Source organism: Streptomyces sp. NPDC003456, assembly GCF_042878735.1.
Lineage (GTDB): Bacteria > Actinomycetota > Actinomycetes > Streptomycetales > Streptomycetaceae > Streptomyces.
This window is the reverse complement of record NZ_JBIAOK010000007.1, coordinates 45,158-65,843: the sequence shown is the minus strand read 5'-3', so window position 1 is coordinate 65,843 and position 20,686 is coordinate 45,158. Positions and strand designations below refer to the sequence as shown.

Sequence of the window (20,686 nt, the reverse complement as noted above, 5' to 3'; positions counted from 1 at the left end):
CCGCGGCGCCCGCCGCCGCCGCAGTCGTACGGACCCGCACGGACCGGCAGGCCGCACGGGGCCGCTAGCAGGCGTACGGGTCTACCGGCCGCCGTTGTACGGGCCGTACGGGCCGTCGCTGCTGGAGCCCCGCTGGCTGCGGCCGCCGCCGGGGAGCGCGCGGATCGCCGGACGGACGTCGACCATGTACACGATCGTCGCGATGAGGCCGATGATCGGCAGGAACGACAGGATCGGGAAGAGCAGGTTCACCACGAGGGCGAGCCCGAGGATGATCAGCCAGAAGGGCTTGGTCTTCTTGTCGGCCGCGCGGTAGGCGTCCTCCCGGCGCACCGCCGCGTCGATCAGCGCGAAGGCGCTGAACACGATCAGGGCCATGCTCAGCAGCCACATCAACCCTGCGAAGCCTTGCATCAGCACAACATCCACCACCCGGCTCGGCTCGTCCCTACGCGGTCACCGTACCCGCACAACGGGCCGGACACCCCCGGGGTGCCCGGCCCGCGTCGGCGGTCGCCGCTCACTTCGCCGGCGGCGTCGTCTTCTTCGCGGTGGCGGGCTTGCGCGCCGGGGCCTTCTTGGCGGCGGGCTCCTTCTTCGCGGCCGCTGCGGCCTTGGCCTCGGAGGCGATGACCTGGGCGGGCTTGGCCGGCTCCTCCTTGACCTCGACCGGCTCGCGCTTCGGCTCGACCGCGATCGCCAGCTCCTCGACGCCCTCGGCGACGTCCTCGATGCTGTCGGCGGCCTCGCCGCGCCAGGTGCGCACGGCCTGCTCGCCGTGCTCGGCGACCTTCTCGTAGGTCTCGCGGGCCTTGACGGCGTACTCGGCGGCCACGCCGACGCCGCGCAGCGCGAAGTCCTGGGCGGACTCGCCGAGCTTCTTCAGGTCGGCGTCGAGGTTGCTGCCGAGCTTCTTGATGTCGACGGAGCCGATGAAGCCCGTGACCTTGCTCTGCAGGCTCTCCTGCGTCTCCTTGACGCGGGCGGAGGCCTCCCGGGCCCGGGCGGAGGCCTTCTCCTGGACGGCCTTGGTGTCGGTGTTGCGCACGGCGTCGAACCGCGCGGGGGCCTCGGAGCGCAGCTGCTCCACCAGGGCCGGCACCTTCTTGGCCTGCTGGAAGGCGAGGTCGGCGGTGCCTGCGGCGAAGTAGAGCGGGGTCGGGTCGCTGAAGGTCTTGCGCAGGTCGTCGGTGATGGCCATGGTGATGGTCCTCCCGGATTCTGTGTCGCTCGAGGGTTCGGCTGAGGGTGAGGTGATCCGCAGCGGGCGGCCGGTGCCCTGGTCCGGCTCAGCCGGCCGTCTGCTGCGGGTCGGTGTCGCTGCCGGCGGTCGTACCGCCGTCGGTCGTGCGGGGGCGGCGGGCGCGTGCGCCGCCGGTCGTGCGGGCGGGGGCACCGCCGTCGTCGGCGCGTCTGCGCCGCCCGGTGGCGCGGGCGCCACCGGCCACCGGTATGCCGCCGTCGCCGTCGGCGGGGGGCGTGTCGCTGTCCGTCGCGGCCTCCGCCGGGCCGTCGCCGTCCATGACGCCGAGCACCGCGGAGCCGTCGGGCACGGTGACGCCGGCGGCACCGTCGCCGCCTTCGCCGACCGTGAACCCGTTCTCCTTGCGGAAGGACTCGTAGATCTGGAGCAGCACCTGCTTCTGCCGCTCGGTCAGCGTCGGGTCGGCGAGGATGACGGCACGCGTCTCCACCTCGTCCCGGTCGCGCTCGGCGTCGAGGATGCCGGCCCGGACGTACAGCGTCTCGGCGGAGATCCGCAGCGCCTTGGCGACCTGCTGCAGCACCTCCGCGCTCGGCTTGCGCAGGCCGCGCTCGATCTGGCTCAGGTACGGGTTGGACACCCCGGCGGCATCGGCGAGCTGCCGCAGCGAGAGCTGCGCGTTGCGCCGCTGCTCGCGCAGGTAGTCACCGAGATTGCCGACGTTGAGCGAGGCCATGCCCCCACAGTGCAACACCACGCTAACTATTGCAAGCACCTGCTTGCAAAAGTGCGCCACACCACGCCCGGGCCTCCGCAAGGCTGCGGTCACGCGTGGCATCGACTGTCCGGCGAGGCTTCCGGGACAGTGCCGGCCCGACCGCGTCGCCGGTCACCGCCCGGGCTGCACGGTGGGCGCGGTGATGCAGAACGGATGCCCCGCCGGGTCGATCAGGACGCGCCACCTGGCGGGTTCGGGCTGCCGGTCCGGGCGGGTCGCGCCGAGATGCAGGAGTCGTGCCTCCGCCTCGTCCAGGTCCTGGACCGTGAAGTCGCAGTGGAGTTGCTGCGGGACGTCGTCGTCCGGCCAGGTCGGGGGGCGGTGGGCCGCCGCACACTGGAAGGCGAGGAAGATGCCGTGCTCGCCGGTCAGTGAGGCGAAGTCCGGGCCGGACCCCGGGTGCAGCGCGAGACCCGCGGCCCGCTGGTAGAACGCCGCAAGGGCGAGCGGGTCCGGGCAGTCCAGGGTGATGGCGCTCAGCCGCATCCGCACCGGCAACGTCCTTCCAGGTCATCCGCGCGGGCACACCCCGGCGTTCCGCTCGGCACCCGCCCGGGCTGTCCGCCTGCGGGTCCGGACCCGGTGCGCCGAGCGCCGGGCGGACTGCCGCCGGGGTCCTGCGGGGAGCATGGTCCAGGGCAACGCCCCGGTCAATCGCCGGCAGTTGGGCGCAAGCCGAGGTGCAGCTCGGGGATGTGGCCCTGGACGACGGCCTGTACTCCTACGGCCGGTGCGCCAGGAACGTGCCCGTCCGGCGCGTCGACGGGCCCTGCGGTTCCTGGAGCACCCGGGTCGTGACCGTCAGCCCCGCGTCCTGGAGCAGTGCGGCGATGCGGTCGGGTGGCAGCAGGTGGGACTCGTACGTCACCGGGAGATCGCCGTAGGCCCGGGCCGGGCGCAGGTGCTCGCCGTCACCGAGGTGGCCCGCCAGCATGAGCCTGCCGCCGGGGGCGAGGACGCGGCGGAACTCGGCGAACACCGCCGGCAGGTGCCGGGGCGGGGTGTGGTGGGTGGCGTAGTACGCCAGGACGCCGCCGAGCCCGCCGTCGCCGACGTCCAGGGCCGTCATCGAACCGACCTCGAAACGGACGTCCGGGTGGGCCGCCCGCGCCAGCTCGACCATCCTCGGCGACACGTCCACGCCGAACACCGGTACGCCGAGGGCGGCCAGATACGCCGTCACCTTGCCCGGGCCGCAGCCCACGTCGGCGACCGGGCCACCGGCGCGCACCTCCTCGGCGAACGCGGCCAGCATCGCGCGGGACACCGCGTCCAGTTCCACCGGATCCGGCACCCGCTCGGCGTAGGCCGTGGCGACCGTGTCGTAGGACTGCCGGACGGCGGCGAGGTAGGAGGGCTCGGTCATGATCCGACCGTAGGCGACGACACCGGCACAGCCCGGGCGGCCCGAGCCCCGCTCCCCGCGTACGCCGATCCCGGTACGCCCGGTTACTCCCGCCGTCAGACGCCCCCGGCGTCACCGCCGGGCAGCGTGGCCCCTATGGATAGCGCCCCGAAGTCCGCGCCCCCGCCCGAACCCCGGCCCGCACCGCAACCGCCGTCGATGCCGACGGGGAGACCAGCGGCGAAGCCGACCGCGCAACCGGCCGCGCGCCTGCCCCGGGTCGCCCGGCGGGCCCTGCTCTGCGTCCATGTCGTCACCTCCGCCGGCTGGCTCGGGCTGACGCTCGGGCTGCTCGCGCTCGGGGCCACCGCGGTCACCACCGGGTCCGCCGCGACCGTGGAGGGCTCCGTCCGGGCCATGAAGCTGTTCGCGGACTGGCTGCTGCTGCCCGCCGCGCTGCTCACCCTGCTCAGCGGGCTGGTGCTGTCGCTGGGCACCCCGTGGGGTCTGGCGCGGCACCGGTGGGTCTGGGTGAAGTTCTGGCTGACCCTCGCGACCGTCACCGCCACGGCGTTCGCCCTGCGGCCGGGCGTGGACGCCGCGGTCGCCTCGGTCAGCGCGGGCCGGCCGCTGCCCGACCCCGGGGACGTGCTGTTCGGGCCCGTCGTGTCCCTGTCCGCCTACGTCTTCATGACGGTGATCTCGGTCCTGAAGCCATGGGGGACGACCAAGCGGGGAAGGCGACTGCGGGCCGCAGCGGCCTCGGGGAGAGGGGGTCACGGATTTGCCTAAAGGTATTAGGCAGCTGCACACTCTCTTTAGGAAGAGAGGGGAGTGTCCATGGTGCGTGCGGGGCTGACGCCCGAGCGGCTGACCGAGGCGGGCGCCGAACTGGCCGACGAGGTCGGGTTCGAGCAGGTCACCGTCTCGGCCCTGGCCCGGCGGTTCGACGTGAAGGTCGCGAGCCTGTACTCGCACGTGCGCAACTCCCAGGACCTCCGGACCCGGATCGCCCTGCTCGCCCTGACCGAACTCGCCGACCGGGCCGCCGAGGCCCTGGCCGGGCGGGCCGGCAAGGACGCCCTGGCCGCCCTCGCGAACGTCTACCGCGACTACGCCCGGGAGCACCCCGGGCGCTACGCGGCGGCCCAGCTCCGGCTCGACCCGGAGACGGCGGCCGCGAGCGCCGGCGTCCGGCACGCCCGGATGACCCGCGCCCTGCTGCGCGGCTACGACCTGACCGAACCGGACCAGACCCACGCGGTCCGGCTCCTGGGCAGCGTCTTCCACGGCTACGTGACCCTGGAGCTGGGCGGCGGGTTCAGCCACAGCGCCCCCGACACCGACGCGACCTGGGCCCGCATCCTCGACGCCCTCGACACGCTGCTGCGCAACTGGCCGCCCGCTCCCCCTACCGATCCCCGAGGCTGACCCCCATGCACACCGAGCACGACTGGATCACCACGCCGATCACCGCGGCCCTGCTGCGCGGCGCCCTCGACCTGGAGCGCACCGAGCACGGCCTGCTGCCCCACCGGCTGCCCGCCCGGGCCCGCGCCCAGAACACCGACCCGCAACTGGCGATGGCCGAGTCGCAGCCCTCCGGCGTACGGCTGGCGTTCCGCACGGCCGCGACCGCCGTGGAACTGGACACGCTGCGCACCAAGCGCGACTACACCGGCTTCCCCACCCGCCCGGACGGACGCTACGACCTGCTGGTCGACGGCCGCCCGGCCGGCCAGGCCTCCGTCACCGGCGGCAACCGCCTCCTGGTCGACATGGAGACCCTCACGAGCGAGGTCACGCCCGGCCCGGTCGGCACGGTCCGGTTCAGCGGACTGCGCGCGGGCGACAAGAACGTCGAGATCTGGCTGCCGCACAACGAGACCACCGAACTCGTCGCCCTGCGCACCGACGCGCCCGTGGTGCCGCTGCCGGACCGGGGCCGCCGGGTGTGGCTGCACCACGGCAGCTCGATCAGCCACGGCTCCGACGCGGCAGGCCCGACCGCGATCTGGCCGGCGGTCGCCGCCTCCCTCGGCGGCGTGGAGCTGATCAACCTCGGCCTGGGCGGCAGCGCGATGCTCGACCCGTTCACCGCGCGCGCCCTGCGGGACACCCCGGCCGACCTGATCAGCGTCAAGATCGGCATCAACGTCGTCAACCACGACGTGATGCGGCGGCGCGCCTTCGGCCCGGCCGTGCACGGGTTCCTCGACACGATCCGCGAGGGCCACCCGGACACCCCGCTGCTGCTGGTCTCCCCCATCCACTGCGCGATCCACGAGGACACCCCCGGCCCCACCGCCCCGGACGTGGCGGAGATGGGCAAGGGGCGCATGGTGTTCGCCGCCATGGGCGACCCGGCCGAGACGGCGACGGGGAAGCTGACCCTCACGGTGATCCGCGAGGAGCTGTCCCGCATCGCCGCCCGGCGCGCCGCGGAGGACCCCCGTCTGCACTACCTCGACGGCCTCACCCTCTACGGCGAGTCCGACGCGGCCGAACTGCCGCTCCCGGACCGTGTCCACCCCGACGCGGCCACCCACCGGCGCATCGGCGAGCGCTTCGCCGAAGCCGTGTTCGGGCCGGAAGGGGCGTTCGCGCAGCGGGGCTGAGCCGGCCTCAGAACGGCAGCGGCCTGCTGCGCCTACGCAGACCGGGCTCGCTCATGAGAAGGAGCCTGCGGTCACCGGTCCCACGCGCCGTCGGCCAGCGGTGCGTACGAGGTGACCACCAGGTCCGCCCGCGCCCGGCGCAGGGCGCGGACCGTGCGGGCGTCGCGGCCGTAGCCGACGAAGGGCACGCCCGCCCGCGCCGCCGCCAGCACGTCCGCATCCGTGTCGCCGATCATCACCGCGTCCTCGGGAACGACACCGACCGCGTCGAGCGCGCGGACGAGCACGTCCGGATCGGGCTTCATCAGCCCCGGGTCGTCCGCGCGGCGCCCCTGGACGGTGGCGAAGTACTCCAGCAGTCCGCGCCGGCCGAGGTGGGCCTCGGCGGCGAGGGGGGAGTTGTTGGTGACCACGGCCATGCGGACCCCGCGGTCCGCCAGGGTCCGGATGAGGGCGTCCACGGACGGCGTGTGCCACGGCGGGTGCGCGGCGGCGCGTTCGGCGGCGGCGAGTTCCCCGGCCGTGACCCGCTCCTCCAGCACGCGCAGCAGCCGGGCCAGGCGCGACGAGCCTGGCCCGCCCTCCGCACAGCGGGCCCGGTGAACCGCGCGCAGGACCAGGTGCGGGTCCTTGCCGGCCCGTTCCGCCGCCCCGAGCAGGTGACCGGCGCCGGAGGCGTCGACCAGGTCCCGCAGCTCGTCGGCGACCCGCCTGGACGCCCCGTCGGGAAAGAGCCGGCAGATGGGCCCGTCGAAGTCGAAGAGCACGCAGCGGGCCCTCGCCAGCCGCCTGCGCACCTCGGCGAATGCGTCGGCACCGGCCGGCGCGTCCTGTGCGTCCGCCTGCTCGCGCGTCACCGTCTCAGCTCCACACCCCTGTCGTCGCCGTGCGCTGCGTCCCGGACCGGCGGCCCGGCGGGGTGCCGCGAACGTGCGCGCCCGCCCGCGCCGCCCCGGTCCGCGTCCGGCCTCCCTTCCACCGCCCGCGGATCGGCCGGCCGGGTCCGCCATTCCCGATCGGCGGCGTGCCACCGGCGCAGTGCCGCACGGACCTCGCTCTCGTCCGCAGGCTCGGCCGGCAGCCCCAGCGGCCGCCGGGCCCGGCTCAGGGCCCGGCAGATCCGGCCCGCCGCCTCGGACAGCTCCCGGTCACCGGGACGCCCGGGCAGGCTCAGGGCGGCACGCATCACGTCCGGATAGAGGGACTGGACGTACTCGAAGCCGACGTAGGTGCCCAGGTCCCGGTGGAGGCCGGCGGTCATCTCCTGGTGACCTGCACGGCGCATGGCCTCGCTCCACAGGTCGACCATCAGCTCCCGCTCGTCCTTGTCCGGGTCCATGCGGACCAGATGCGTGGCGAGGTCGTGCACCGGATCGCCGTAGAGGGCGAGTTCCCAGTCGATCACCGCCAGGCGCTCACCGTCCGACCCGGGCAGGACGAGCACGTTCCCCCGGTGGACGTCGGTGTGCAGCAGGGAGAAGGGGCGCGGGACCGGCGTCGGGACGGTGTGCAGGAAACGCCCTGCGGCGTCCTCCGGCACACCCACCGCGTCGAAGAGCATGCCGAAACGCGCCCGGTTGGCCCGGTACACCTGCTCGTCGGCGAACCGCGCCAGCCACCGCAGGAAACCCGCACTGTCACCGTCCTCCGGCCAGCCGGCCGGCAAGGGAGGCAGGTCCCGCGCGGTCACTCCGGCCGTCTCGGCGAAGAACCCGGCCAGCGCGGCCAGGCGGCCCGGGCCGACCGGCCGCCCCGCGGGAGCCACCTCGGCGAGCGAGGGGCCCGGCAGGTACTCGTGCAGGGACCAGGACCCGAAGTCCGCCAGGCAGCGCGGCACGTGCGCCACCCGGCCCTCGAGCGCCCGCAGCAGCTCGGACTCCCTCTCCCAGGCACGCGGCACCACCTGGACCACGGGGCGGGGGGTCCGGAACTTGGCGAGGACGTCCCCGGAACCCTGCCGCAGCACGAAGGCCAGCGGAGCACCGAGGGGCAGCACGAGGTTCGTGTTGTGATGGCCGGAAACCACCTCCCCGTCGGGGCTGCGGCGCCGCGCCTCCGCGAGTCGGCGAACCAGGGCACGGAACGCTCTGCGGGGCAGAGGGGACGACATGGGCGCACAGAGTAGTACGCCCCCCGGGGCGACTCACGGCGTGTCACCTCCGGGTCGACTTCTTCACCTCTGCGTGTTCGAACACTCGCCGACCCGCAGGCTCCCCTCGTGGCGCAGGAGGTGCAGCAGCCTCTCCAGGGAGCCGACGACCGTGCCGGCGCCGGCCGCCCTCAGTTGCTTGGCCTTGGCCTCGGTGCGGGCGTAGCCCAGGAACGGCACTCCCGCGCGTTCCGCGGCCTGGTGGTCGGAGGGGGTGTCGCCGATCATGAGGGCGTCCGCCGGGGCCGCCCCCGTCGCGTGCAGCGCCGTGTTCAGGCAGTGCGGGTCCGGCTTCAGGTGCCGCAGCTCCCCGCTGCGGCCGTAGACGTGCGGGCCGAAGCAGCCGGCCAGGCCGCGGCTCTCCAGGTACGCGCGGGCCGCCAGGGGCGAGTTGTTGGTGGTGATCGCCATCCGGGACCCCACCGCCGTCCAGGTCCGGATCAGCGGGTCGGCGTACGCGGTGGGCATGGCCGAGGCCGCCGCCCGCAGTTCCTCCTGCGTGAGGCGCTCCTCCAGCCGTGCGACGAGCTCGCTGCCGGGGTGCCCGCGGTCCACGGCGCGCAGGACGACCTGGGCGTCGAGGGACTCCCGCTCGGCGTCCGTGAGCAGGCCGTGCAGACCGCGCTCCTCCAGCCAGGAGACGAGGTCACCGGCGACCCGTTCCGCCGAATGCCCGGCGAACAGGCGGCAGATGGGGCCGTCGAAGTCCCACAGCACCACACGGGCGCGTCGGATCAGTGCGCTGAGTGCATCCGGATCGCTTTCGGTCTCGATCGTCACCGAACCGGTCTGTTGCGTATCAGAAGTCACTAGGAGAGTGTCAGGTCCGTGGTGATGGTTTCCCAGAGGGCGTCGAACCACTTCTGGGATTCCTCCACGAACGCCGCGTCCCGCCGGCCGGCCCGCCGGGTGAAGGAGAACAGCAGGGACCGCGACCCGAGGGCGTCGTACATGTCCAGTGTCCGGCTCCCCCACTCCTCCTCGCGCCTGGTCAGCATGTAGTAGCCCATCAGGGCCTCCTCCTCGTTGAGGAGGTACAGCTTCACCGGCGGGGTGAAGGGCAGGGCCCGGAAGCGGACCCGGACGTCCATGCCGTGGGTGGAGCGCAGCGCCAGCAGGTTGTGCTGGAGGACCTGCCCCTGGGCGTTGCGCATGGCCAGCCAGCGCTGGTGGACGGAGTCGTCCTCGCCGTGGGCGTCGACCGGGACCGGGAAGGCCAGTTCGATGTCCCGGGACGGGACCAGGATGCGCACGTCGATCGACTCGGGGCGGATGCGGCCCTCGTGGATCAGGCGCAGCGGCTCACCGAGGGCGACCATCAGGGTCTCCGCGGTGTGGCAGACGACGTCGACGCGGACGGTCCGCGCCGAGAACGCCTCCGTCAGGCGCGGGGCCAGCCCGACCATGGTCGGCTGGGGTTCGCCCCGGACGGGGGCCGGTTCGGCGATCCTCGGAGGGCTGCCCTTGCTGACGTTGGTGAGCAGCCCGTCCTCCTGCAGCGCCCGCAGCGCCTGGCGCACGGTCCCGCGCTCCACGCCGAACTCCTCGGCCAGTTCGGCCTGGGTGGGCAGCCGGTCGCCCGCCCTCAGCTCACCGGCGCGGATGCGCTCCCGCAGGATGCCGGCGATCTCCTGCGACGAGGCCCGCCTGCTGCTGCCGTTCACTGCGACGTTCTCCTGGGTCACGACCAAACGCTACAACCCTGATCCATCTGACGGGAGTTGTCGGGAACTTGTTTATACTCGCCCGCCAAGTGGGGACAACTTCACCATAGTTGGTTGCCAACTTTTGCAAGTTGGCGGAAGTTTTGCTTCCGAAGTTCGCCCCTCACCCTCCCGCCCCGGAAGCCCGAAGGGGGAAAAGAACATGCCTGCCCTCGCCCTCCTCTCCGCAGTCCTCGTCGTCGCCTTCGAGCAGCTCGTCCAGTGGAAGTACGGGCCGGCGGGCATCGTCGGCCTGCTCCTGCTCACCGTCGGCATCAAGGCCAAGAGCCCGGCGGTCAGCTCCGCGGGAGCCGTGGTGCTCGCGCTGCTGATGACGGGACCCGCCCTGTGAGCCACCGCACCACCCGAACGACCCGCACCACCCGAGTCACCCGAACGACCCGAGCCACCCGAGCAACCAGCACCCCGCGCACGACCCGCGACACCCCTGTGGGAGACGTCAGCCCGTGAGCACCAGCTCCGAGCTGATCGTCTCCCACAGTGCGTCGAACCACTGGTGGGACTGCTGCACGAACGCCGTGTCCCGCCGCCCGGCCCCCTGCCGGAACGGGAACAGCATCGACCGGGTGCCCTGGGCGTCGTACGTCTCCAGGTGCTCCTGGCCGATCTCGGCCTCCCGGCGCGTCAGTGTGTAGTGGGCGAACAGGGCCTCGGCGCCGTTGAGCAGGTACAGCTTCACCGGCGGCGTGAAGGGCAGGGCCCGGAAGGTGACGCGGACGTCGATGCCGTGGGTGGAGCGCAGCGCCAGCAGGTTGTGCCGCAGGACCTGGCCCTGGGCGTTGCGCATGGCCAGCCAGCGCTCGTGCACCCGGTCGTCGCCGTGCTGCCCGACCGCGACCGGGAAGGCGAGGTCGATGTCCCGGCTCGGCAGCAGCACCCGGACGTCGACCCTGGCCGGTTTCAGCCGCCCGGCGTGGATCTCCCGCAGCGGCTCACCGAGGGCGAGCGTCAGGGAGACGGAGGTCAGGCAGACGGCGTCGATCTCCACGTGCTCGGCGGCGAAGGCCCGCGCGATCCGGGGCGCGAGGGCGACCGTGGTGGGCAGCGGCGGGGCTTCCGGGCCGGTCAGGGCCCGGACGGGGTCGGGAGCCACCGTCGCCGGGCTGCCCTTGGAGACGTTGGTGAGCAGCTGCTCGGACCGCAGCACGCGCAGCGCCTCGCGCACCACCCCGCGCTCGACGCCGAACTCCTGGGCCAGCCGGGCCTGGGTGGGCAGGCGCGCACCCGGCCGCAGTGCGCCCGACCTGATCCGGGCGCGCAGCTCCTCGGCCACCTCGTGGTGTGTCCGCTGTGGCCGTTGCGACCTCTTCCGCCCAGTGGCGGAGTCGTGTTCCGGGTCCACAGCTGCACACTACAACTTCCCGCCATCTTGCGGCAGTTCGCGTAAAGGTGGTTATGAGCCGCTTCCCGGCGGAGATAAGTACAGTGAAGTTGGCTGCCAACTTCCGCGACCTGGTCGGACCTTGAGACGGTTGGCCGGCGCGACATCGCCGCGGGGCTCCCTTCCGGAGGGGAGCCGGGAGTCCCGGACGGCCGGAGAGCACCACCGCACGACCACCACAACCGAACAGCTCGCTACGGATGCGGGTCCCTGTCCACCGGCGGAAGGGAGCGGCTTCAGAACATGTCCGGGCACCACGGCCGCCTGGACGTACGCAGCAGGGCGTCGGCCTTCCGGGCGGCGCCCGCTCGTTCTTCCCCGATCCGGCCCAGGGCCGCCAGCCGCACCGCGGACTCGTCCCCGAGCCACAGCGCCGCCAAGTCCCCGAGTCCCAGTGCCAGGTCGGCACTGGCGGTGGTGGGCGTGCAGGACGCCCCGTCGGTGCCGGCCTCCAGCCGGTAGCGCCCGCCGGTCAGGCCGTCCACCCCGGCCACCTCCAGCACCAGCGCCCCCTCACCCTCGTACGTCCGCGCCCGCAGAGCGCGTTCGACGTCGAGGATGCGCACCCACAGCCAGTCGGACTGCGTGGTGATCGCAGCCGCCCGCGGGTCGGGCAGCAGCAGCGGCAGCAGGTCGTCCGGGGCGCGCCGGCCGCTCCTGACCGAGACGACCCAGTCGATGGAGCACAGGTAGTGCCACAGGGCCCGCTCCGCCCGCGGGGTCACACCGGTCAGCCAGTCCACGCTCGCCGTGTTCAACGGCTGCTTGGCGTCGCCCCAGGTGTCGTCCACCCGGTAGACGGCCATGCCCTCGACCTCGCCGGACGCCGAGCGGTAGACCGCGTAGAAGGGCGTCTTCCACGTCGGGTCGGCGGGCAGGGCGCCCGTGTTCACCTTCCACCAGTGCTCGTCGCGGTCGATGGCGCCGGGCCGGGTGCGGCACAGCCGCTCGTGGAGTTCGGGGCCGAGCTTGCGGACGTCCTCGCCGTCCACCAGGTCGATCCGCCCGCCGTCCGCCGGACCCGCCCAGCGGGCGTCGAGTCCGGCCCGCGGCACGTCGACCGTCCACTCGGTCATCCAGGTCGCCGGGCCGAAGCCGAACCGGCCGTAGATCGGGTACTCGGCGGCGATCAGCGTCGCCACGACGTCCCCCCGCTCCTTCGCCGCCGCCAGGTCGTGCGCCATCATCCGGGAGAGCAGGCCGCGCCGCCGGTGGGTGGCCGTCACGGTGACGCCCGAGACGGCGTCGGCCGGGACGCTCGCCCCGCCGACCGCCGTGAGCCGCTGGTCGAAGGACCGGAAGGTCGCCACGCACCGGTCGCCGTCGAAGGCCCCCAGGTACCGGCCGGGCACGAACACCCGGCGCCGCGCCGCCACCTCCTCCTCGGACAGGGCCTGGGACCGCAGGAAGCCGGTGCCCACGGCCCGCTGCCAGACGGCGAACTCGGTCTCCGTGATGGGGCGTACGTCGATGTCGTCGGCGCGGGGGAGGGTCATGGACTTCACGCTAGGCGGCGGGCCGGCCGGTGTCGTGCGAATATCCGACCGGCCCCGCACCCCCGCGAGGGCTCATGCCAGCAGATCGTCGACCTGCGCCTCCCCCTCGCGGTACCGGCGGGCGATCTCCGTGCTGCACGCGTCGGCCGTGCGCTGCAGCCGCCGGCGGCGGCGCGACACCTGCTGCTCGTGGCGCTCCAGGCGCCCGATGCCGGTGGTCAGCTCGACGTCCGTGCGCGCGCCCAGGTCGGACAGCTCGACCTCGCCGAGCATCTCCGCGGCGAGCCTGCGGTACTCCTCGCCCTGCGGGGCGCCCACGGTCACGTGCCGGGCGGAGGAGCGGCTGGAGGCCGGGGCGTCGCGCAGGATCTCCGCGAGGCGCTCGACGACGGAGGCCTCCGGTGGCGCGGCGACGGGGGCCGCGCCCTCCGGCGCACGCCGGGACAGTTCCGCGCGCAGGATGTCGATCCGCCCCTGCAGCAGCCGCCGCACGTAACTGAGGCCGGTCTCGTCGCGCTGGGCCTCGCGGCGCAGCGCCCGCAGCTCGGCCAGGCTCAGCGCGGTCAGCTCGCGCGCGGGGGTGTCCGAGGGCAGCCGCGGGCTGTCCGTGCGCTGGGTGGGCGGCCGGTGGTACTCCGGCGCCCCGGCCCCCGTGTACGTCGACCAGGCAGCGCCCGGGTACTGCCCGGTGCTCGATGTGCTCATGTGCCTCGACCGTCCCCTCGACCGGTGTGTGCATGCATCGTGCCACCCCGAGTGGCCGCTATGGGAACGAGTGCCCCCGATAGACCCCAGATGGGCGGTTAAGCAGCAAAATACGTCCGTGCGCTGCCTGTTGGCGCCCGGGCAAACCACTCTTTCGAGCCATGCGCCGACCGCGTGGGGCGGCGACGTCACCGCCCTGCATGATGGACGCATGCGAGCAGTGGTGCAGAGGGTGGACGGCGCGAGCGTCGTCGTGGACGGCGAGACCGTGGGCGCGATCGAGGGCGAGGGGCTGTGCGTCCTGGTCGGCGTCACGCACGAGGACACCAAGGAGAAGGCCGCCCAGCTGGCCCGCAAACTGTGGTCGGTCCGCATGCTGCACGACGAGAAGTCCTGCAGCGACACGGGCGCCCCGCTGCTGGTGATCAGCCAGTTCACCCTTTACGGGGACGCCCGCAAGGGCCGCCGCCCCACCTGGAACGCGGCCGCCCCGGGCGACGTCGCCGAGCCCCTCGTCGACGAGGTGGTGGCGCAGTTGCGCTCCCTCGGGGCGACGGTGGCGACGGGCCGGTTCGGGGCGGCGATGCGTGTATCACTGACCAACGACGGCCCGTTCACCGTGCTGATCGAGATCTGACCCGAAAGATCTACCCGCCCCACGGCGCGACGACGACGCGCCCTACGGCTCGACGACGACTTCCTGGGCCGCCGCCGTGTCCCCCGCGACCAGCGGTGCGTCCACGGCCACGTTCCGCTTGACCAGGGCGAGGGCGACCGGGCCGAGCTCGTGGTGACGCGCGGAGGTCGTGATGAAGCCGATCTTCCGCCCGTCGGGTCCCTCACCGGCGAGCCGCAGCTCGGTGCCGGCCGCAGGCAGGTGCACCTCGCTGCCGTCCAGGTGCAGGAAGACCAGGCGGCGCGGCGGCTTGCCCAGGTTCTGCACCCGGGCGACCGTCTCCTGGCCCCGGTAGCAGCCCTTCTGCAGGTGCACCGCCGAGCCGATCCAGCCCAGTTCGTGCGGGATCGTGCGGTGGTCGGTCTCGAAGCCGAGCCGGGGCTGGTGCTGCTCCACGCGCAGCGCCTCGTGGGCGAGGATCCCGGCGGGCGGCCCGGCCTGCTCGGCGTACGCCTCCAGGTCGGCACGCGGCAGGAACAGGTCCCGGCCGTACGGGGTCTCCCGGACGGTCACGCCCTCGGGCACCTCGGCGATGGAACCGGCCGGGAGGTGCACGACCGCGATGTCACCGGTGCGGTCGGCGACCTCGACGCGGTAGAAGAACTTCATCGACTCCAGGTACGCGATCAGCGCCTCCTGGGTGCCCGGCTCCACGTGCGCCCAGACGGTCGCGCCGTCGTCGACGAGGTACAGGGCGTGCTCGATGTGGCCGTTCGCGGAGAGGATCAGCGCCTCGGTCGCCCGGCCCGCGGGGAGCTCGCTGACGTGCTGGGTGAGCAGCAGGTGCAGCCACGCCAGCCGGTCCTCGCCGGTGACGGTGACGACCCCGCGGTGGGAGAGGTCGACGAAACCGGTGCCGTTCGCGAGGGCGCGCTGCTCGCGGAACAGGTCGCCGTAGTGGGCGGCGACGCCTTCGTCCACGCCCTCGGCGGGAACGGCGCCGGGCAGGGTCAGCAGGGGGCTCTTCATGTCCGTAAGCCTACGACTCGGTAGTTGAAGCCTTGAGGGTGCAGTCCTCGCAGCGGCCGAAGATCGCGAAGTGCTTCAGGTCGGTGTCGAAGCCGAAGGTCTGCCGCAGCCGGTCCGTGAACTCCGCGGCGACGGAGACGTCCGCCTCGATCACGTTCTGGCAGTCCCGGCAGACCAGGTGGAGATGGTGGTGCCGGTCGGCCAGGTGGTAGGTCGGCGCCCCGTGGCCCAGGTGGGCGTGGCTGACCAGGCCGAGCTCCTCCAGGAGCTCCAGCGTCCGGTAGACGGTCGAGATGTTGACCCCCGACGCCGTCTTCCTCACTTCCACGAGGATGTCGTCGGGGGTCGCGTGCTCCAGGGTGTCCACGGCTTCGAGCACGAGTTGCCGCTGCGGGGTCAGCCGGTAGCCGCGCTGCCGCAGATCGCTCTTCCAGTCGGTGCTCACCACACCCCAGAGTCTAGGCGGACTCGCACCGGACCGGACGGGGAAGGCCCGCGTCCGACCGGCGGGGCGGCTACTTGAAGAAGGCGATGCCGTCGTCCGGCATGTCGTCGGGCAGGGCCTTCGCCCAGCGCTCGACCTCCTCCGGCGTGACGACCTTCTTCAGGTGCGCCGACATGTAGGGGCGCAGCTCGACCTCGGGGGTCTGCTTCTCGCCGACCCACATCAGGTCGCTCTTCACGTAGCCGTACAGGCGCTTGCCGCCGGTGTAGGGCTGGGAGGCGGCCGTGCGGGCCACCGCGTCCGTCACGAGGTCGATCTGCGGCTTCTTGTCGGCCAGCTCGCCGTACCAGATCTCGATGACGCCGTCGTCGCGGGTCATCGTGACCTCCACCTTGCGGCCGGCGTCGACGCGCCAGTAGCCGTGCTCGGACTCCAGGGGGCGGACCTTGTTGCCGTCGTTGTCCAGCACCCAGGTGTGCGAGCGGTACTCCAGGAAGTCCCGGCCGTCGTGGGTGAAGGCGACCTCCTGACCGAAGTTGCACTTCTCGGAGCCGGGGAAGTCGTGCACGCCGGCGCCCGCCCAGTTGCCGAGCAGGAAGGCGAGCGGGACGAGGTCCTTGTGGAGGTCGGACGGGATCTCGATCATGAGAACTTCCTAGACGTGGGTCAGCGCTGGCCCTGGTACAGCTTCTTCACGGTCAGTCCGGCGAACGCGAGGACGCCGACGGCGACCAGGACCAACAGGATTTCGAAGAAAAGCTCCACGGGGTGCTCCTTGAGCGGGGTGCGGATGTAAGCACAGGGCCGGCCCCAGCTTACGCGGGCCCTTTGCGCACTACGATTCCGGCTATGGCGAACAAGCTGGTGATCAAGGTGACGGCGGGGGCCGACGCCCCCGAGCGGTGCTCCCAGGCGTTCACGGTGGCGGCGGTGGCCGTCGCGAGCGGCGTCGAGGTCTCCCTGTGGCTGACCGGCGAGTCCGCCTGGTTCGCGCTCCCCGGCCGGGCGGCCGAGTTCGAGCTGCCGCACGCGGCGCCCCTGCCCGACCTGCTGGACTCCGTCCTCGCGGCCGGCCGCGTCACCCTGTGCACGCAGTGCGCCGCCCGCCGCGACATCACCGAGAAGGACGTCCTGGAGGGCGTGCGGATCGCGGGGGCGCAGGTCTTCGTCCAGGAGGCGATGGCCGACGGCACGCAGGCCCTCGTCTACTGAGACGCGCCCGCGGGCCCCGGGGGGACCGTGCCCCTGCGCGGAGACGGCGGTGAGCCGGGCGGACGCGCCTCACCGCGGGCGCTTCCGGCCGTCCAGCTCGTCCCACCACTCGTCGGACTGGGGGTCGCCGGAGGGGTCGTCCCACCAGCGGTCGTCGGGCCCGCGCCGGTTGGCGACCATGGCCGCCACGGGCGGGATGACCATGGCGACCACGCACATCCCGACGGCCACGGGGACGGACCACAGCCGCACGACGCCCCAGGCCAGGACGAAGAGGCCGATGCACAGGCCCATCATCGCGAAGTACGTCCGCCGCCTCCGTGCGTACATGTCTCCAGCGTAGGTCCGCGCAGGCCGAAGGGCCGCACCCCAGGCGTCCAACCCGGTGGGTGCGGCCCCTCGAGAACCTCTCGCCGTCAGACGGCGATCGCGACCTCGGCCAGTCCGCCCTGCTGGGCGACGACCGTGCGGTCGGCGGTGGCGCCGGGCACGAGGGCACGGACGGTCCAGGTGCCCTCGGCCGCGTAGAAGCGGAACTGTCCGGTCGCCGAGGTCGGCACCTCGGCCGTGAACTCGCCGGTCGAGTCCAGCAGGCGGACGTAGCCCACCACGGGCTCGCCGTCCTTGGTCACCTGACCCTGGATGGTGGTCTCACCGGGCTTGATCGTCGAGGCGTCGGGGCCGCCGGCCTTCGCACCGCACATGTCGTACTCCTGAAGGGGGTCTGGAAAGGTCGGTCGGATTCGCTTACTCGGCAGCGCCGAGCTCGATCGGCACGCCCACGAGGGAGCCGTACTCGGTCCAGGAGCCGTCGTAGTTCTTGACGTTCTGGACGCCGAGCAGCTCGTGCAGGACGAACCAGGTCAGCGCGGAGCGCTCACCGATGCGGCAGTAGGCGATGGTGTCCTTGGCCAGGTCGACGCTCTCCGCCTCGTAGAGGGCCTTGAGCTCCTCGTCCGACTTGAAGGTGCCGTCGTCGTTGGCGTTCTTCGACCACGGGATGTTCCGGGCGCTCGGCACGTGGCCGGGGCGCTGGGACTGCTCCTGCGGCAGGTGGGCCGGGGCGAGCAGCTTGCCGGAGAACTCGTCGGGCGAGCGCACGTCGACCAGGTTCTGCGCGCCGATCGCGGCGACGACGTCGTCGCGGAAGGCACGGATGGAGGTGTCCTGGGCCTTGGCCTTGTAGTCCGTCTTCGGACGCTCGGGCACCTCGTCGCCGGGGACCAGCTCGCGGGCGTCCAGCTCCCACTTCTTGCGGCCGCCGTCGAGAAGCTTCACGTTCTCGTGGCCGTACAGCTTGAAGTACCAGTACGCGTACGAGGCGAACCAGTTGTTGTTGCCGCCGTAGAGGACGACGGTGTGGTCGTTGGCGATGCCCTTCTCCGACAGGAGCTTCTCGAAGCCCTCCTGGTCGATGAAGTCGCGGCGGACCGGGTCCTGGAGGTCCTTGGTCCAGTCGATGCGGATCGCGTTCTTGATGTGGTTCTTGTCGTACGCGGACGTGTCCTCGTCGACCTCGACGATCGCGAGGTCCGTGTCGTCCAGGTGCTCCTGAAGCCAGTCGGCGTCTACCAGGACGTCGCTGCGGCTCATGCTCTTTCTCCTCCGGGGCAGTTACGGCGGGGCGTGCGAGGTCGGCGGGCGCACACCCGCGGACGGGGCGGCGCACGGATGCCCTTGCTGCAGGGCGGCGGGGATGCGCGCGCCGGCGAGCAGGCCGGCGCGGTCGCTCAGAAGGTGCGACAGAGCATGGCGGCGACGCGGCACAGGTCTACTGCCCGCCGCTTCGTGAGATCCGCCTGTCGCTTCATGGCCTCGATCGTAAGGACGGCAGGGCGGCCATGTCACCGGCGTGTCGCATGTTGAGACGGGATGATCCGCCATGTGGGATCACCGGGCCCTCGGGCCGCTCCCCGCACGGGTTCCGCCCGACCGGTCCACCCGACCCATCTGCGCTGCGGACACCGCCGTCTCGCCCACCGGACAGCGCAGGTCGGACCGCCGTGCCCGTCCCCTACCCGGCGAGCCGGACGTCGGAACCCCGCACCGAGATCTCGACGCCGTCGGGTGCGGCCTGGACCTTGTCCAGCTTGATGCCGCCGGGCAGGCCGTCGATCTTCTGCTGGAAGTCGGTGATGGTGCGGACCCGATTCTCCGCGAGGTTCACCCCGGCGAACTTCGGCAGGCCGTCGGCCTTCACCCGCACGGTGTCGCCGTCGACCACCGTCACCGTGCTGAGCACGGCGACCGGCTCGGGCAGCGTGGTGCCGAGGACGGTGGCCTCCACGGCCACCTTGATCTTGCCGTTGCCGCCGTCGGAGAGGCCGACGACGTTGGCGGTGACGCCCGGGGCGATCTGCGTGGGCTCGACCTTCGCGGTCTTCAGCAGCTCGTCGTAGGCGATGGTCGCGGTGCCCGTGGCGGTGGTGGCGGTGGCGGAGCTGTAGTCGCCGGAGAACTCCACGCCCTTCATGTCGGCCTGGAGGTCGTCGATGCGGATCGTGCGGCCGCCGTCGCCGGTGGCGGCCTCGTAGTCCTGGATGCCGACCTCGACGTCGTCGAGGGAGCCGCCGGCGACCTGTGTGAGGAACGGGAAGCCCTTGATGCTCACGTCCGGGGTCGAGGACAGGTTCTCCGTCGACTTCAGCCGGTCGGCGACCTCGTCCTCGGCGAAGCCGACCGCGACGCGGTCGGCGATCACGAACAGACCGCCCAGGACCACGACGAAGATCAGCAGTATTCGCAGTGCGCGCATGCGGTGTTTCCCCCACCTAGGCGGTTGTGACGGCGTCCCTCGACGACCGGGCGGCCGTCCCTGGCGTGAGCGTAACTCCGCGTGCAAGGACGGCCGCCACATTGTCGATCACCTGTGACAGGCCCGGCGGAGCCGATCCGAACGACAGGCCCTAGCCCAGCACCCGGCCCAGGACGTACACCGCCGGGGCCGCCGCGGCGAGGGGCAGGGCCACGCCCGCCGTGAAGTGGACGAAGCGGGAGGGGTAGTCGTAGCTCGCGACGCGGTGGCCGATCAGGGCGCACGCGGCCGCTCCCGCGCCCAGGACCGCGCCCGGCGTGCCCAGGTCCGTCATCGCCCCGGCGGCCGCACCGCCGCCCGCACCGGCGAGCAGCGCCACCGCCACGGACGCCGGCGTCGGCAGGGGCAGCGCCCGCACCAGCACGGCGACCGCCACGGCGACCGCGCCCACCGTCACCGCGTCCGCGTCGGCGGCGAGGTGGCCGGCCGCCACGATCGCCAGCGCGGAGGCCGCGACCGTCGCCGTCAGCCCGTACATCCGCTCGTCGGGGTCGGCGTGCGAGCGCAGCTGCAGCACCAGCGCGAGCAGCACCCACACCCCGAGCGTCCCGAGGATCGCCGCCGGCGACCGGTCCGAGGCGAGCAGCGCGGCGTCCGCCGCCAGCGCCCCCGCGAACCCGAGCGCGATGCCCTGCCGCGCCGGCCACATGCCGTTGAGGCGGAACCAGCCCGCGGCGGTCACGGCCTGCAGCACGACCAGCGGCACGAGCAGCGCGTACGTGCCGACCGCCGCGGCACCGGCCAGCAGCAGGCCCAGCAGCGCGGTCAGCGCGGCGGGCTGCATCCCCGGCTCGATGACCGGCGAGCGCCCCTCCGCGCGGGCCCGCTGCGCGTCCGTGAGGCGGGTGTTGCCGCCGACCGTGGCCGGTCCGTAGTCGGGCACGGGCGCCGCCGCGCCGGCCGGGGCCCCGGCGTCCACCGGGCCGGCGGGCGCGGGGTGCCCGGGCTGCGACAGGTACGCCGTCTCCGCGGCGGCCGGCGCGCTCACCGCCTGGTGCGTCTGCGTCTCCCAGGTCTGCCCCTGCCACTGCTGCGTGTACTGCTGCGCGGCCTGCGGGTCGTCGTACCCCTGGTACCCCTGCCCGGGCCACGGCTGCTGCTGCGGCTGCTGCCCGTGGGGGTCGTAGGGGCGGTAGCCGTCGTATCCGTCGTACGGCTGGTTGGTCATC

27 protein-coding genes are annotated in these 20,686 nt (G+C 72.9%); 6 read left to right on the top strand and 21 right to left on the bottom strand.

What is annotated here, in order from left to right; all coding sequences use genetic code 11:
• Window positions 1–81: 81 nt before the first annotated feature.
• From ACFYWG_RS27700 to ACFYWG_RS27680, 5 genes are all read right to left on the bottom strand, one after another.
• Window positions 82–414, bottom strand: coding sequence for a DUF2516 family protein (locus tag ACFYWG_RS27700; RefSeq protein WP_376330675.1), 333 nt, complete (start codon window positions 412–414; stop codon window positions 82–84).
• Between the two features lie 106 nt (window positions 415–520).
• Window positions 521–1,201 (bottom strand): hypothetical protein, encoded by a 681-nt coding sequence (locus ACFYWG_RS27695; RefSeq protein WP_376330673.1) that lies wholly within the window; start codon window positions 1,199–1,201, stop codon window positions 521–523.
• An 88-nt stretch (window positions 1,202–1,289) separates the two neighbouring features.
• Complete coding sequence (locus ACFYWG_RS27690) at window positions 1,290–1,940, bottom strand: helix-turn-helix domain-containing protein (RefSeq protein ID WP_389204025.1); 651 nt, start codon at window positions 1,938–1,940, stop codon at window positions 1,290–1,292.
• A 153-nt stretch (window positions 1,941–2,093) separates the two neighbouring features.
• Window positions 2,094–2,480, bottom strand: a complete 387-nt coding sequence (locus ACFYWG_RS27685) for a VOC family protein (RefSeq protein WP_389204024.1) — start codon at window positions 2,478–2,480, stop codon at window positions 2,094–2,096.
• Between the two features lie 223 nt (window positions 2,481–2,703).
• On the bottom strand, window positions 2,704–3,348 hold the full coding sequence (locus tag ACFYWG_RS27680) for a class I SAM-dependent methyltransferase (protein ID WP_389204023.1): 645 nt from the start codon (window positions 3,346–3,348) through the stop codon (window positions 2,704–2,706).
• 198 nt (window positions 3,349–3,546) lie between these two features.
• Between ACFYWG_RS27680 and ACFYWG_RS27675 the strand changes: the two genes are divergently transcribed.
• The 3 genes from ACFYWG_RS27675 to ACFYWG_RS27665 are packed head-to-tail and all read left to right on the top strand — an operon-like array spanning window position 3,547 to window position 5,945.
• A complete protein-coding gene (locus ACFYWG_RS27675) occupies window positions 3,547–4,119 on the top strand; it encodes a DUF2269 family protein (protein ID WP_389204182.1) in 573 nt (190 codons plus the stop codon).
• A 48-nt stretch (window positions 4,120–4,167) separates the two neighbouring features.
• On the top strand, window positions 4,168–4,758 hold the full coding sequence (locus ACFYWG_RS27670; protein ID WP_376330666.1) for a TetR/AcrR family transcriptional regulator: 591 nt from the start codon (window positions 4,168–4,170) through the stop codon (window positions 4,756–4,758).
• A gap of 5 nt (window positions 4,759–4,763) precedes the next feature.
• Window positions 4,764–5,945 (top strand): GDSL-type esterase/lipase family protein, encoded by a 1,182-nt coding sequence (locus ACFYWG_RS27665; RefSeq protein ID WP_389204022.1) that lies wholly within the window; start codon window positions 4,764–4,766, stop codon window positions 5,943–5,945.
• A 71-nt stretch (window positions 5,946–6,016) separates the two neighbouring features.
• Here ACFYWG_RS27665 and ACFYWG_RS27660 read toward each other — a convergent pair whose 3' ends face one another.
• From ACFYWG_RS27660 to ACFYWG_RS27645, 4 genes are all read right to left on the bottom strand, one after another.
• Window positions 6,017–6,802: an HAD family hydrolase gene (locus tag ACFYWG_RS27660; protein WP_389204021.1), complete on the bottom strand. Its 786-nt coding sequence runs from the start codon at window positions 6,800–6,802 to the stop codon at window positions 6,017–6,019.
• On the bottom strand, window positions 6,799–8,055 hold the full coding sequence (locus ACFYWG_RS27655; RefSeq protein WP_389204020.1) for a phosphotransferase family protein: 1,257 nt from the start codon (window positions 8,053–8,055) through the stop codon (window positions 6,799–6,801). The genes ACFYWG_RS27660 and ACFYWG_RS27655 overlap by 4 nt, the downstream gene beginning before the upstream one ends.
• 63 nt (window positions 8,056–8,118) lie before the next feature.
• Window positions 8,119–8,904 carry an HAD family hydrolase gene (locus ACFYWG_RS27650; RefSeq protein ID WP_389204019.1) on the bottom strand — a complete coding sequence of 262 codons (786 nt, stop codon included), beginning with the start codon at window positions 8,902–8,904 and terminating at the stop codon, window positions 8,119–8,121.
• Window positions 8,904–9,785 carry a GntR family transcriptional regulator gene (locus tag ACFYWG_RS27645; RefSeq protein ID WP_376330659.1) on the bottom strand — a complete coding sequence of 294 codons (882 nt, stop codon included), beginning with the start codon at window positions 9,783–9,785 and terminating at the stop codon, window positions 8,904–8,906. Before ACFYWG_RS27645 ends, ACFYWG_RS27650 begins: the two co-directional genes overlap by 1 nt.
• Window positions 9,786–9,960: 175 nt before the next feature.
• Between ACFYWG_RS27645 and ACFYWG_RS27640 the strand changes: the two genes are divergently transcribed.
• Window positions 9,961–10,149 (top strand): hypothetical protein, encoded by a 189-nt coding sequence (locus tag ACFYWG_RS27640; RefSeq protein WP_376330657.1) that lies wholly within the window; start codon window positions 9,961–9,963, stop codon window positions 10,147–10,149.
• 108 nt (window positions 10,150–10,257) lie between these two features.
• Here ACFYWG_RS27640 and ACFYWG_RS27635 read toward each other — a convergent pair whose 3' ends face one another.
• From ACFYWG_RS27635 to ACFYWG_RS27625, 3 genes are all read right to left on the bottom strand, one after another.
• Complete coding sequence (locus tag ACFYWG_RS27635; protein WP_389204018.1) at window positions 10,258–11,160, bottom strand: FadR/GntR family transcriptional regulator; 903 nt, start codon at window positions 11,158–11,160, stop codon at window positions 10,258–10,260.
• A gap of 275 nt (window positions 11,161–11,435) precedes the next feature.
• Entirely contained in the window at window positions 11,436–12,695 is a 1,260-nt protein-coding gene (locus ACFYWG_RS27630; RefSeq protein ID WP_376330654.1) for a GNAT family N-acetyltransferase, read from the bottom strand.
• 72 nt (window positions 12,696–12,767) lie between these two features.
• Complete coding sequence (locus ACFYWG_RS27625) at window positions 12,768–13,400, bottom strand: aerial mycelium formation protein (RefSeq protein WP_385412741.1); 633 nt, start codon at window positions 13,398–13,400, stop codon at window positions 12,768–12,770.
• 211 nt (window positions 13,401–13,611) lie between these two features.
• On the opposite strand from ACFYWG_RS27625, the gene dtd reads away from it, so the two are divergent.
• Complete coding sequence (gene dtd / locus ACFYWG_RS27620; RefSeq protein ID WP_376330651.1) at window positions 13,612–14,037, top strand: D-aminoacyl-tRNA deacylase; 426 nt, start codon at window positions 13,612–13,614, stop codon at window positions 14,035–14,037.
• Window positions 14,038–14,079: 42 nt separating this feature from the next.
• Here the strand turns inward: dtd and ACFYWG_RS27615 are convergent, their stop codons facing one another.
• The 3 genes from ACFYWG_RS27615 to ACFYWG_RS27605 all read right to left on the bottom strand — a co-directional run bounded on the left by ACFYWG_RS27615 (window position 14,080) and on the right by ACFYWG_RS27605 (window position 16,136).
• Window positions 14,080–15,045 (bottom strand): YgfZ/GcvT domain-containing protein, encoded by a 966-nt coding sequence (locus ACFYWG_RS27615; protein ID WP_376330649.1) that lies wholly within the window; start codon window positions 15,043–15,045, stop codon window positions 14,080–14,082.
• Window positions 15,046–15,055: 10 nt separating this feature from the next.
• Entirely contained in the window at window positions 15,056–15,493 is a 438-nt protein-coding gene (locus ACFYWG_RS27610; protein WP_376330647.1) for a Fur family transcriptional regulator, read from the bottom strand.
• Between the two features lie 67 nt (window positions 15,494–15,560).
• A complete protein-coding gene (locus ACFYWG_RS27605; RefSeq protein WP_383501436.1) occupies window positions 15,561–16,136 on the bottom strand; it encodes an FABP family protein in 576 nt (191 codons plus the stop codon).
• A gap of 203 nt (window positions 16,137–16,339) precedes the next feature.
• Between ACFYWG_RS27605 and ACFYWG_RS27600 the strand changes: the two genes are divergently transcribed.
• On the top strand, window positions 16,340–16,702 hold the full coding sequence (locus ACFYWG_RS27600; RefSeq protein WP_376330643.1) for a DsrE family protein: 363 nt from the start codon (window positions 16,340–16,342) through the stop codon (window positions 16,700–16,702).
• A gap of 69 nt (window positions 16,703–16,771) precedes the next feature.
• On the opposite strand, the gene ACFYWG_RS27595 is transcribed toward ACFYWG_RS27600, so the two are convergent.
• The 6 genes from ACFYWG_RS27595 to ACFYWG_RS27570 all read right to left on the bottom strand — a co-directional run bounded on the left by ACFYWG_RS27595 (window position 16,772) and on the right by ACFYWG_RS27570 (window position 20,685).
• Complete coding sequence (locus tag ACFYWG_RS27595; protein ID WP_383501433.1) at window positions 16,772–17,032, bottom strand: DUF3099 domain-containing protein; 261 nt, start codon at window positions 17,030–17,032, stop codon at window positions 16,772–16,774.
• Between the two features lie 86 nt (window positions 17,033–17,118).
• Window positions 17,119–17,406 (bottom strand): DUF1416 domain-containing protein, encoded by a 288-nt coding sequence (locus tag ACFYWG_RS27590; protein WP_003991226.1) that lies wholly within the window; start codon window positions 17,404–17,406, stop codon window positions 17,119–17,121.
• 43 nt (window positions 17,407–17,449) lie between these two features.
• The gene (locus ACFYWG_RS27585) at window positions 17,450–18,295 is read right to left on the bottom strand and encodes a sulfurtransferase (protein WP_376330639.1); all 846 of its coding nucleotides are present in this window, start codon (window positions 18,293–18,295) and stop codon (window positions 17,450–17,452) included.
• A gap of 137 nt (window positions 18,296–18,432) precedes the next feature.
• On the bottom strand, window positions 18,433–18,513 hold the full coding sequence (locus ACFYWG_RS27580; RefSeq protein ID WP_350310325.1) for a putative leader peptide: 81 nt from the start codon (window positions 18,511–18,513) through the stop codon (window positions 18,433–18,435).
• A gap of 203 nt (window positions 18,514–18,716) precedes the next feature.
• Entirely contained in the window at window positions 18,717–19,457 is a 741-nt protein-coding gene (locus tag ACFYWG_RS27575; protein ID WP_383501428.1) for a DUF2993 domain-containing protein, read from the bottom strand.
• A gap of 151 nt (window positions 19,458–19,608) precedes the next feature.
• Window positions 19,609–20,685: a hypothetical protein gene (locus ACFYWG_RS27570; RefSeq protein WP_389204017.1), complete on the bottom strand. Its 1,077-nt coding sequence runs from the start codon at window positions 20,683–20,685 to the stop codon at window positions 19,609–19,611.
• Window position 20,686: the final 1 nt, after the last annotated feature.